Below are 13,043 nucleotides of genomic sequence, written 5' to 3' on the forward strand. Positions count from 1 at the left end.
TTTTTTCTAACTGTCCTTGACATAGGGACCACTTTATTTCTAGCTCTATTGCAGTTAAAATCACCAATTCTTTCAGCATTATATTTTAAATTTTTTCATATTTTTTTATACCATAACTCATTACTACATTATACATAATTGCAATAATAATAACTAAGATAGCTATTATTGAAGATGTTATAATTAGCCCATTCCCACCTATATTTTTGAAATTGATTAATGTAATTACTCCAACGGCACCTGCTACTCCAAAGTTAAACATCATCATAATAAACACCATTAAATTCTGCTTAACAGCCTTATATTCATTTGTCCAATTTAGCTTTGGTTTAATAATATCAAATAATATTTGTGTAATATTAATTAATATTATTGTTAAGATACATGTAGTTATACTAACTACAAAATTAATAATCGGTGTTCCTAAAACTAAATTTATTATAATAATATAAACTAAAACTATTGAATTTATTAGAACTCCACTTAACAATTTACCTATTATCTGATGTTTTGCACTTATAGGCAGAAATTTATTAACATAAAAACTTCCACCTTCTCTAGTTATTGAAGTTCCTGATACTATAGCTGAACCCGCTACAAATATAGTTATAACAAAAGTAGCTATTGCAAATAGCGCTACTGTTTCACTTGCATTGCTTGAAACAAATTCTCTAGCTTTACTTAGATTTTCTTTAATTGCTGTAATATCTGTCCCATTTGCTATTGCAGGTATCAATAAAAATACAGGTAATAAAATTTCTACTAAAACACAATTCATAAAAAATGCAGGTGTTCTAAGTAATAATTTTATTTCCTTCATCATATATGCTATTATTTGTGATTTCTTTTCACTTTGTTTTGATAAATCAACCTCTGATATTTTTTTTCTTTTTGAACTTGATGAGCTTATTGACATTGCAGACTTTAGATAAAAAGCCTCAGCAATTATTATATATATAAAGAAAATTCCTATTGTAAATACTACAAAAAACATAAAATTCATAGATGAAGATCCTATATCATTTTGAGATAAAAAATTCATCGGTGCTTTTATTAGTGGATTATTAAACAGTGTACTTGCTAAAGAATCTCCATTTCCTAATCTTTCCATTAGTTCATCTTTAGGTAATCTGGTCATTTTTTGAAGACCAATGTTAAATACTATAGCAAGTCCCATTCCCACAATACCTATAAGCATATTAAATCTGTCTTTGTTTCTTGTAATAAAATTAAACTTCATAAGGAAAATACATAGTATGCATGCAATTGAAAGTGGCATAATTGGTAGTATAATAGTCACAACTATTAATTTTATCCAATAAATTGGTCCTGCACTTTCTAAATATCCATAAGTTCCTCCTATTGTTCCTGTTATAAATAAAACAAATGCATATTCATGAGTTAAAATTGTTATAAATTTTGCAGATACTATTTCCCGTACTTTAAGCGGAAGATGTAAAATACTTTCTATATCTGATGAAAAGTACAATACAGAAATAGAAATTAGCATTCCAAATATAAGTACTACACTAAATGTACTCATTACTAATGCACCAACTATTAAACTTTCCTGCCCCATAGGTTTAAGAATTCCATAAATTTCTTTTGTTCCAAATGAAATAGTTCCCATAAGGGGTATTAAACATATAAAAATAAATATACCTAATAATATTTTTTTATAATTCCCTCTTTCTTTTGTACTTTGATTTTCCTTATTTCCAAAACCATCTTTTAAAAATAGCTTTGTAAGTCTTATTACATTACTCATTGCCAATCATCTCCAAGAACATTTTTTCTAATGAATCACTTGTATTTTTTTCTTTTCTTAGCTCTTCAAGTGTTCCACAGAATAAAATTTTTCCTTTGTTAATAATGGCTACCCTGTCACATATCTTTTCTGCTACTTCAAGTACATGAGTTGAAAACACTACTGTTTTTCCACTATCTGCATGTTCTCTCATCATTTCTTTTAATTTAAATGAAGACTTAGGATCAAGTCCAGTCATAGGTTCATCAAGTATCCAAACATTTGGGTCATGAATAAGCACACCCATTATTATCATTTTTTGTCTCATACCATGTGAATAACTTTGAATTTTATCTCCTAATGCTTCTTCCATTTCAAACTCTAAAGATAATTTTTTTATTCTTTCTTTTCTAATTGTAGTATCTATTCCATATATGTCTCCCATAAAATTAAGATATTCTATCCCCTTAAGTCTTAAGAATACATCTGGACTATCTGGTACAAATCCAAACTCTTTTTTAGCTTCTAAATGGTCTTTCACTATACTTTTGCCATTTATTTCTATTTCTCCTGAATCTGGTGATATTATACCAGTTAGCATTTTGATTGTTGTTGTTTTCCCTGCACCATTAGGTCCTATAAACCCAAAAATCTCCCCAGCTTTAACCTCTATTGATATATTATCAACAGCTTTGATTTTCCCATTATAGGTCTTACTAATTTTATCAATTCTAATCATAAATGTAGCTCCTTTTCTCTTAAAATTTATCTACTTGTTTCCATTATACACTTTTTTAAGAATTATTTCTATTTTTTCCCTCCGTTTTTCACCTTCTATCTTTGGTTTTATGACTTCTAATAAATTTATTATTATCATATTCTTCTAAATAATAATGCTCCAAACCTGTTTTTAGCTATTGTTTCATCAAGAGGTTCAAAATCCAAAAAATAATCTACTTATTTATTCATATTAAATAAAAATAAAAACCATATTGACTCTTCCATCAATATGGTTTTCGTAGATTTAAATAGTTTTGAAACAATATTTTCTAACTATTAAAAACTAATTTCTTTCTTAAATTGATGGCATTCCCTTAGGTTATCATTGCTCCTACTGATTTTAGGAAAGGATTAAAATGGCTTGCTTTTATCATTTTTTTAATCATAACCCAACTAAAGCTTATAATTACTACTACTATTACAATAATAATAGTAGATATTATTACATCTACTAATGAATCGTATTTAAGTAATTTATATCCTATTAGAATTTGAGCTACTCCAGAATGAACTAAATATAATATTAAAGAATATCTTCCTAATTTATCTAACGCAGTCTTCTTTTTAGGAATATATATAAGTATTGTCATACCCACAAAAACTGCAGCAAAATAGTGAAACATTCTCATATACATTGGAAACCAAGGGCTATCAAAGTACCAAGTGTATTTTGAGTACTCAAAAAATAATTCTACTGGAATCTCTTGACTTAAAACCCATAGTGCTCCTAATGTAATTATAGATACCATTAATATTTTAATTCTATTTAACTTTAAAATACTTATATATTGTAGTTTAAATGCATTACCAGCAATAAAGAATGGTAGAAAGAATAGTGTTCTCGAAACACTTCCATTAGTTCCAATACTTGCATCAAATCCAACTAATATTGCTAGAGTTATAGTAAATATAATCCATTTTTTATGTTCCTTAATATAATCTTCTATCATATGCCAACATACCAAAGATAAAAGATACCATAATGTCCATTGTGGCATTAACAGTTTTAGACTTACATCATCTCTTCCAAGAATAAAAAAATTAAATGCGGTATAAAACATTTGTGAATAAAAATATAATTTTATTGTATCCTTAACTTTTTCTTTTACAGTCCTTGTACTTAATTTGGAAAAATATCCTGATACAAATGCAAATAATGGCATATGAAATACATATAGTAAAAGTATCAAAAAATGAATATTTACATATTTGGGATTAGCAACTTCCAATGAATTTCCTACAATAACTGCTATAATTAAAAATCCTTTTAAATTATCAAAATAAGAATCCCTATTATTAATTTGCATAATGTTCTCCTTCTTTAGTAATTTTGTATTTATTTTTTATAACCTTTGTTAATATAATTTTATTATACTCATGAGTTGTGTAGTATTCATGTAATAAGTGTGTCAACTCTGTGTGTTTTTAAACTTTAAACTAAAATAGAAGTTCATATACTACTTACTAATATTATTTAAAGAAATCTCTACTATATAACTGTTAACTCTTCATTTTGCCATAACTCCTCAGGAATCCAAATACCTTTATTATGTTTCCATAACATTCCTTGTTTGTTTTCACACTAGCCCTTTAACTTTTCATAACCCCTATTAAAATAAAAAAAACTGTAATAAAGTTTTTATCTCTATTACAGTTCAATTGCTTAAATTAGCTTACACCTTGAAATTTTCTAAATCTTCGAGGTCGTTACGCATCTTTATTTTTAATTTCATTAACAAGTCTTTCTATTAGATCTTCCAACTTTAAAGTTCCTTCATCTCCATTTTTTCTACTTCGTAATGAAATTTCATTATTATTTTCTTCTTTTTCCCCAACAACGATTATATAGGGAACTCTTTCATTTCTAGCTTCTCTTATTTTATAACCTATCTTTTCATCTCTATAATCAATTTCAACTCTTATTCCCTTTGCATATAATTCTTTTTTAATACAATCTGAATAATTTCCAAACTTACTTGATATAGGTAGTATTTTCACTTGAATTGGAGATAGCCATGTTGGGAATTGCCCAGCAAAATGTTCGATTAGTATTCCTATGAACCTTTCTATACTTCCAAATATTACTCTATGAATAACTATTGGTCTATGCTTTTCTCCGTCATTTCCAATATAGTCTAATTCAAATCTTTGTGGTAATTGAAAATCTAATTGAATTGTTCCACATTGCCATGTTCTCCCTATACTATCTTCAAGATGAAAATCTATTTTAGGTCCATAAAATGCTCCATCGCCTTCATTTATTTTATATTCTAAATTTAGTTCATCTAATGCACCTTTTAAAGAATCCTCTGCTAATTTCCAATCTGCATCACTTCCCATAGGATCCTCTGGTCTTGTAGAAAGTTCAAGATTATATTTAAATCCAAATCTTGAATAAACCTTATCAATAAGGTCTATAACCCCTTTTATTTCCGATTTTATTTGACTTGGTAACATAAATATATGAGCATCATCTTGAGTAAAGGCTCTAACCCTCATTAATCCATGTAATGCTCCTGAAAGTTCATGTCTATGAACCCTTCCAAGTTCCCCTACTCTCATTGGAAAATCTCTATATGAATGAGCTTCTGATTTATATACTAACATTCCACCAGGGCAATTCATTGGCTTTAATGCAAATTCTTCTTCATCAATAATAGAAGTGTACATATTTTCCTTATAATGATCCCAGTGTCCTGAAGTTTCCCATAATTTCTTATTAAGCATTATAGGTGTTTCAATTTCAACATAACCATGTTCTAAATGTAATTCTCTCCAAAAATCAATAAGAGTATTTTTTAAAACAACTCCTTTAGGTAAGAAAAATGGAAATCCTGGCCCCTCTTCAATAAAACTAAATAGCTTTAGTTCCTTACCTAACTTTCTATGATCCCTCTTTTTAGCTTCTTCTAAATTATGCAAATGAGTTTCCAGTAATGTTTTATTAGAAAATGCTACTCCGTATACTCTTTGCAACATTTTATTCTTATCATTACCTCTCCAGTAAGCTCCAGCTACACTTATTAATTTAAATGCTTTTATATACTTTGTAGAAAGAATATGTGGACCTCTACAAAGATCAATAAAATCTCCTTGCTTATATAAAGATATCTTTTCATTATTTGGTAAATCATTAATAAGTTGAACTTTATAATCTTCATTTCTTTCTTCCATTAGCTTTATAGCTTCTTCTCTTGAAACATCCATTCTTTCAAACTTCAAATTTTCTTTAATAATATTATTCATTTCCTTTTCAATCTTATCTATATCTTCCACAGATAATGGATTTTCAATATCAAAATCATAATAAAATCCATTTTCTATTGAAGGTCCTATTGCAAGTTTTGCACTATTATAAAGTCTCTTAACTGCCTGAGCCATAACATGTGAAGTAGAATGTCTGATAGCTTCAATTGATTTTTCATCATCATATGTCAGAATATTTACCTCATCATTATCTTTTAGTTTATAACTTAAATCAACTAGCGTTCCATTTACTTCCCCCACTACAGCTGATTTAGTTAAATTTTTGCTAATTGAATTTGCAAGATCATAAATATTAGAATAATCCTCAATTTCTCTTATCGATCCATCTTTTAGTTTTATCTTTATCATATATTACTACCTCCTTTTATTAATTAATTGTATGAAAAAAACACTCATCCCAGCTTGGGACGAATGTTAATATCCGTGGTTCCACCCAAATTGAATTAAATTAATCCAATTCTTCTCAATATGTTTAACGACTTTCACCGATGGTATTTCACTAGTTTTAGCTAATAAACCATAACTCCAGGGTAGTTTTCTTATAGTCATATCTAGGAATGCTTACAACCGGTGACATTCCCTCTCTAAAAACTGTACTCTATAATACTCGTCCCTTTCTCTGCTCATTTATATTTAATTTAAAATAATCTTATTAACTTAACTCTATATTTAAAATATGTTATCACTTTTGTAATAGATTGTAAATACCTTCTTGTAATAGCTACGCTAATAATTTTAGATATTACTTGTACCTGGAAGTTTTCCTTACCTCTAACTACGTTATTCGCCATATCTTTTACTATATTTTACCTGTATTTTTATATTTGGATGCTTTATGCAAAACTGACTAATTACAAAATAACAACTTGGACAGGGTTCCCATTTACTATATAAAATAAGATTTCCTTCATCCTTAAGAATTTTTGCTTCTATTTGTTTATGTATTTCTTCAAATATCTTTTTTTCACTATCAAAAGCTCTCTCATATCCTATTCCTAATTTGCCTAATTTATTAACTTTACTACTTTTAAAAATTGCCTTTTCTAGTGGTGGTGATGTGCAATAATTTTTTATCTCATTACTTCCACTAATTGCTCTAAATTCTTTCTCATCATATATTGCTACTGCTATATTTATAGAGTCATTTAATGCTTTGCTTTGATCTATTTTAAATGTTGTCTTTTCTTTTTCATCAACTTTCATATATTTATCAATATTTTTTATTAAACGTTTCATTCTTTGTATGTTATTACTTAAATATTGATGATACTCTACAGTACCCTCCTTAGCCCTAATATATTCATAACTTATTTGCTTAGGTATTTCTATGGATACTGTTTTAGTTTTAGTTTCGGCATTATATTTTTCTTTTACGCCTTCTTTTCTAATAGAAACCATTTTTTTCAATAGTTCAATATCCTTTGCATAAAGATAGTCCTTATCTAATTCTTTTTCTAACTTTTCCAATTTCATTTTTTCTTCTTCACTTATTACTCTAGATATATTACTTTTTATTTCTTCTATAGCCTTTATGATATCTTCAACATTATCTTGAGAGCTTACCTGTCGTTCATATTCAAGTCTATCTATATTTAGTTTTTTTACTTCACTTATTTTTTTACATAGTTTGTTATGTTCATTTTCAAACAATATCATTTTGGCTATATAGTCCATAAAATCCTTAATATCATTTGCTCTATAAGTAATCTCAGTATCCTTAATATATATATGCAATCTCTCCGTTACACTATTATCTATTTTAAAAATCTTTGTAATTTTTTCTTTGAATTTTTCGTCATCAAATTCATCTATCTTATATCCTTCTCTTTTTAACGCATCTTTAAAGTCATTTATATTATTAATTTTTATTCTTTCTTTTTTTCTATTCTTTAATTCAATATTTCTTTGTTTCATATTCACCCATTTCCAAGTACTTATTTAATATGGCTTATTAAATAATCCAGCTCCTTGTATAATTTCCTGCTCCCTAAATAAACTTAAGACAGCCTCATTATAATCACTTAAATTTTGTGACTTCTTTATTTTTTTAGCATATTTTTTATTATCTGAAAATATGCAACTCATATACCCCCATAGTTCTTTCATTCTAAATATTGCATTTCTATCTTCATTAAATAATTCTATATATTTATATAAAATTTCATCATGAAAATCTTTTAATACTTCTTTATCTATAAAAGTATTATTTTTAATTTCATTCATTAACCCTGGATTGGCTAGTATCCCTCTTCCTAGCATTACTGTATCTACTTTTGGAAAAGCTTTTATTAATTTATTATGATCATCTACAGTGAAAATATCGCCATTATAACATACTGGATTAGTACTTAATGATAATCCATCTTTAAACACCTCTAAATTAGGTTTATTTCCATAAAAGTCCTTTTGTGTTCTAGGATGGATAATTAATTCTTCTAAAGGATACTTATTGTAAATTTTTATTAGTTCATAAAATTCTTCTGGACTATCTTTTCCTATTCTAGTTTTTATAGAAATTTTCATATCATCTATTTTAAATATTTCATCTAAAAACATGTCAAGTTCTTCTCTTTTAGCTAGAAATCCTGATCCTCTATTTTTCGAAACAACGGTTCCAGCAGGACAACCTAAATTTAAATTAACCTCATTATAACCTAATTGTTGTAATTTTCTAGAAATATTAATAAAACCTTCTGAATCGTTAGTAAGTATTTGAGGAACTATATTCATCCCTTCATTATTTTCAGGAAAAACATCCCTTAATTCTTTAGTTTTAAGACTTCTACTTTGATTGGTAACGATAAAAGGTGTAAAGTATTTATCAATATTGCCAAAATATTTTTCATAAGAAGTTCTATATATGTATCCCGTAATTCCTTCCATTGGTGCTAAATAATATTTCATTTAATAACTCCTTTTATAGTTCAATTGTTTAAATTAGCTTGTACCAAAAAAACCTCTGACCGACCTAGTCATTACGCATCTTTAATTCTAAAATAACTGTCGCGCCTAGTCTGTTCGAATATCTCTTATTATATCCAATTTAAATATATTAAACAACATAATAAAGCGTGCCTTTATTAGCACGCTTCATTTAATATTTAAGCATAATTCAGAATATATTACTGTATCAACAACCTTAATTATTTAACAAAATCAAGGACACTGGTCTATTATTTATTTGGATATGCCTTATATTATAAACCTAATAACTTTAATCCTAATCTAAGATAGTCACCTAAAGGAGATTTCGATACCATTTGGTCAACTTCTATTTCTTTAGTTTCAAATCCTAAGGTTTTCTTTTTTTCTTCAATCTTAGCCCATACTTCAGTCTCATCACTATAGGTTTTATTACTATAAATTTCATCTCTACCAATATACATAATAGCTTGTACTGCACGTACTGTATCATCATCAAACGACTCTAAATATCCAGATAATTTTCTTCTTTCTTTAAGATCCTCCTGTGAGTAACGTATCTTAATATCATCTTTTTCTTTCAACTCATTATTTCCTAAAAACCTATGGAATTCATCTGATAATTTTATAGTTTGTACAACAATTTCTTTAATTTCATTTAATTTCTTCATATTAAATAACCTCCTAATATAAAATGATTATGTTACCAATTATCACATATTTATTTGTATATTTCAACTACTTTATAGTATTTACCAATGTAACCATCTCTTCCTTAGGTAACTATTATTTCCAATACAAAAGACGTTATCACGAAACGTGCTAACGTCTTTACACTATAAAATCGACTTAACTATCAAAGCGGTCTGCATTCATCACCTTGTTCCATGCAGCTATGAAATCTTGTATGAACTTCTCCTTATTATCATCACTTGCATATACCTCTGCAACTGCACGAAGCTGTGAATTTGATCCGAATATAATATCTACTCTTGTAGCTGTCCACTTAACTTTTCCTGTCTCTCTATCTAAACCTTCAAACCTTTCCCGATCTTCTGATAATGGCTTCCAAATAGTATTAATATCAAGAAGATTTACAAAATAATCATTTGTAAGAGATTCTTTCTTATTTGTAAACACGCCATCCTTATACTGATTATAATTAGCATTTAACACACGCATACCACCAATTAATACTGTCATTTCAGGAATAGTCAATGTTAATAATTGAGCTCTATCAATTAACATATCTTCTGGTTTTACTGCATAGTTAGTTTTTTCATAATTTCTAAAGCCATCTGCCTTAGGTTCAAGTACACTAAAGGATTTTACATCTGTTTCCTCTTGAGTTGCATCTGTACGTCCTTGAGTAAAAGGAACACTAATATTATATCCTGCATTTTTTATAGCTTTTTCTATCGCCGCACATCCACCCAGTATAATTATATCTGCTAATGAAACCTTCTTATCCTTTGAATGTGAATTATTAAAACTCTTCTGTATCTCTTCTAATATACTCAAAATATTTTTAAGACGCTCTGGCTCGTTAACTTGCCAATTCTTTTGCGGCTCAAGGCGTATTCTTGCTCCATTTGCTCCACCACGTTTATCTGAGCCCCTAAAAGTTGATGCAGATGCCCAAGCTGTTGTAACAAGATCAGATACTGATAGCCCCGATTCTAAAATCTTTTTCTTAAGTTCTGAAATATCCTTTTTGTTAATTAATTTATAATTTGCTTCTGGTACAGGGTCTTGCCAAATAAATATTTCCTTTGGAACCTCCGGGCCAAGATATCGTGATATTGGCCCCATATCTCTATGAGTTAATTTAAACCAAGCTTTTGCAAAATCCTCTTCAAACTTTTTAGGATTTTTTAAATAATCTTTTGCTATCTCTTTATATATAGGGTCATATATAAGACCTAAATCTGCTGTAGTCATCATAGGTCTATGTTTTTTTAATGGATCCTGAGCATCAACTACCATATCCGCTTCATCTACATTTATAGCTAACCATTGATATGCTCCTGCAGGGCTTTTAACAAGTTCCCATTGATATTTAAATATTGTCTTTAAGTAACCCATAGTCCACTTTGTTGGCTCTGCCTTCCATGCCCCTTCTATTCCACTGCTTATTGTATCATCACCATTTCCAGTTCCATAGCTATTTTTCCATCCTAAGCCTTGCTGCTCTATAGGTGCAACCTCTGGTGCTGGTCCAACATAAGTAGGTGATGCTGCTCCATGACACTTACCAAATGTATGTCCACCTGCTATAAGTGCCACAGTTTCTTCATCATCCATAGCCATACGTGCAAAAATCAATCTAACATCCTTAGCTGATGCTAGTGGATCTGGATTTCCATTTGGACCTTCTGGATTCACGTAAATTAACCCCATTTGAACTGCAGCTAAAGGATTTTCAAGTTTACCCTTTTCAAAGTTATCTCCAAGTATTTCTTTGTTCCCCCAATCAATATCCTCTTGTGGCTCCCAAACATCTACTCTGCCACCACCAAAGCCAATTGTCTTTAATCCCATAGATTCAAATGCACAATTACCTGTTAATACCATAAGATCCGCCCAAGATATTTTATTTCCATACTTCTTTTTAATTGGCCAAAGCAAACGCCTTGCTTTATCTAGACTAATATTATCTGGCCAGCTATTAACTGGTGGAAAACGTTGAAGTCCTTGTCCTCCACCACCTCTACCATCACCAGTTCTATAAGTCCCTACACTATGCCAAGCCATACGAATAAAAAATGGTCCATAATGACCATAATCGGCCGGCCACCAATCCTGAGAATCTGTCATTAGCTTATATAAATCCCTCTTTAGTCCTTTGTAATCTAACTTTTTAAATTCTTCAGCATAGTTAAAGCACTTTGACATAGGATTGCTTTTATCACAGTTTTGCCTAAGAATGTTAAGATTCAACTGGTTCGAGCAGCAATCCTTATTAGTAGTTCCACCACCAGCTGTAGCTGTACTAGTTTTTCCTGTTACTGGACATTTCATTTCTGACATAACACTATCCCCCTTGTATGATGTAGTTAGAACATTTGATAGAAAACTAAATACGCTTCTAACGAACATTAGAACTAACTTAATTAAATTTAAATATAGAATACATATAGATACTGTATTCTATATTATCTATCCCTTCTCATTTAAATGCTATTACACTTTATTATATAGATGTCTAACTAATCATATGAGTAACTTTTTATAATTATACTTTCATTTATCAATAGTGTGACTTCATGCCACTCTAGTTCCGCTGAGGTTGCTATGATTTTATATGTGTTTATTACCATATTGATATAAAATATTCCTTATGATAAACTATACTAAACTAGAATTATAAGGAGTGTTTATATGCCTAATACATTAAAGAACGAGTTTAAAACATATGATGAATATTTAGATATATGCAATAATTCAGATCAAAGATTAGAGTATATAGATAATTTAATCTGTATGTCACCTAGCCCATCAATTCCACATCAAAGAATTTCGAGTAATTTACATGCACTATTATGGAATTTTTTTAGAGGAAAAAGCTGTGACGTATTTTCAGCTCCAACAGATATAGAATTAATTAAGGATGGCAGCAAAAATTTAGTTATACCAGACCTAAGTGTTATATGTGATAAAACTGGTTTTACTAACAATAAGTATATTGGTGTACCAACTTTAATAATAGAGATATTAAGCCCCTCAAATCAATCTCATGATTTAGTTACAAAAATGAATTTATATATGAAATACGGCGTAAAAGAATATTGGATAGTAAATCCAATGAAATATTCACTTGATATTTATTCATTAGATGAAAATGGTGGCTATGAACAATATTGTGTACGACATAAAACAGGTAAGATTGAATCAAATATATTTTCAGAACTAAATATATCTATGGAAGATATATTCTCTGATTTATAAACGTACTTACCCAAACAAAGGTGTTGCAAATTTGAACTGACCTCTGTCAAGTAGACAGGTTAAATAATTAAAAATGTATAAGTTGATGCGACCATATTATTGGTCGCATTTTTTATGCACTTTGTTTCTTTGATTCTAACATTGCTTTATAAGCTTGTATTCGTTTATTTTCAGGAATAGGATATTGAATTGGATTATCATTTCTTAATGCAGCATTTCTTACTTCAATAGGTGCTAGAATACCATATCTTTCTTGATATCTATAGTTGTTGTAATAATCTATATATTCATCGATTGCCTTACGTAATTCTTCTTCATTGCAAAAATCAGATATATAATACATCTCTGATTTAATAATGCCCCAAAATCCTTCGGTCGG

Annotated in this window: 11 protein-coding genes and 1 other annotated feature; of the genes, 1 reads left to right on the plus strand and 10 read right to left on the minus strand. The window is 28.9% G+C overall.

What is annotated here, in order from left to right:
- Nucleotides 1–85: 85 nt before the first annotated feature.
- The 9 genes from BLS77_RS18885 to katG all read right to left on the minus strand — a co-directional run bounded on the left by BLS77_RS18885 (nucleotide 86) and on the right by katG (nucleotide 11,746).
- Nucleotides 86–1,768, minus strand: coding sequence for a putative ABC transporter permease subunit (locus tag BLS77_RS18885; RefSeq protein WP_089973650.1), 1,683 nt, complete (start codon nucleotides 1,766–1,768; stop codon nucleotides 86–88).
- Nucleotides 1,761–2,486, minus strand: a complete 726-nt coding sequence (locus BLS77_RS18890) for an ABC transporter ATP-binding protein (RefSeq protein ID WP_089973651.1) — start codon at nucleotides 2,484–2,486, stop codon at nucleotides 1,761–1,763. Before BLS77_RS18890 ends, BLS77_RS18885 begins: the two co-directional genes overlap by 8 nt.
- Before the next feature lie 355 nt (nucleotides 2,487–2,841).
- Entirely contained in the window at nucleotides 2,842–3,834 is a 993-nt protein-coding gene (locus BLS77_RS18895) for an acyltransferase family protein (protein WP_089973654.1), read from the minus strand.
- A 400-nt stretch (nucleotides 3,835–4,234) separates the two neighbouring features.
- Nucleotides 4,235–6,142, minus strand: coding sequence for a threonine--tRNA ligase (gene thrS / locus BLS77_RS18900; RefSeq protein WP_089973657.1), 1,908 nt, complete (start codon nucleotides 6,140–6,142; stop codon nucleotides 4,235–4,237).
- Between the two features lie 52 nt (nucleotides 6,143–6,194).
- Nucleotides 6,195–6,423: a binding site (T-box leader), on the minus strand.
- Between the two features lie 9 nt (nucleotides 6,424–6,432).
- The gene (locus tag BLS77_RS20170) at nucleotides 6,433–6,585 is read right to left on the minus strand and encodes a hypothetical protein (protein ID WP_207648709.1); all 153 of its coding nucleotides are present in this window, start codon (nucleotides 6,583–6,585) and stop codon (nucleotides 6,433–6,435) included.
- On the minus strand, nucleotides 6,575–7,708 hold the full coding sequence (locus tag BLS77_RS18905) for a deaminase domain-containing protein (RefSeq protein WP_089973659.1): 1,134 nt from the start codon (nucleotides 7,706–7,708) through the stop codon (nucleotides 6,575–6,577). The genes BLS77_RS20170 and BLS77_RS18905 overlap by 11 nt, the downstream gene beginning before the upstream one ends.
- A 24-nt stretch (nucleotides 7,709–7,732) precedes the next feature.
- Nucleotides 7,733–8,698: a tRNA dihydrouridine synthase gene (locus tag BLS77_RS18910; protein WP_089973661.1), complete on the minus strand. Its 966-nt coding sequence runs from the start codon at nucleotides 8,696–8,698 to the stop codon at nucleotides 7,733–7,735.
- A gap of 293 nt (nucleotides 8,699–8,991) precedes the next feature.
- Nucleotides 8,992–9,387 carry a DUF3775 domain-containing protein gene (locus tag BLS77_RS18915; RefSeq protein WP_089973664.1) on the minus strand — a complete coding sequence of 132 codons (396 nt, stop codon included), beginning with the start codon at nucleotides 9,385–9,387 and terminating at the stop codon, nucleotides 8,992–8,994.
- A 178-nt stretch (nucleotides 9,388–9,565) separates the two neighbouring features.
- Nucleotides 9,566–11,746: a catalase/peroxidase HPI gene (gene katG, locus BLS77_RS18920; protein ID WP_089973666.1), complete on the minus strand. Its 2,181-nt coding sequence runs from the start codon at nucleotides 11,744–11,746 to the stop codon at nucleotides 9,566–9,568.
- Between the two features lie 351 nt (nucleotides 11,747–12,097).
- On the opposite strand from katG, the gene BLS77_RS18925 reads away from it, so the two are divergent.
- Nucleotides 12,098–12,664: a Uma2 family endonuclease gene (locus BLS77_RS18925; RefSeq protein WP_089973667.1), complete on the plus strand. Its 567-nt coding sequence runs from the start codon at nucleotides 12,098–12,100 to the stop codon at nucleotides 12,662–12,664.
- A gap of 112 nt (nucleotides 12,665–12,776) precedes the next feature.
- On the opposite strand, the gene BLS77_RS18930 is transcribed toward BLS77_RS18925, so the two are convergent.
- The coding region (locus BLS77_RS18930) for an IS3 family transposase (protein WP_139164878.1) at nucleotides 12,777–13,043 on the minus strand (267 nt) is incomplete at its 5' end.

It is taken from the genome of Clostridium gasigenes, from assembly GCF_900104115.1.
Classification (GTDB): Bacteria; Bacillota; Clostridia; order Clostridiales; family Clostridiaceae; genus Clostridium; species Clostridium gasigenes.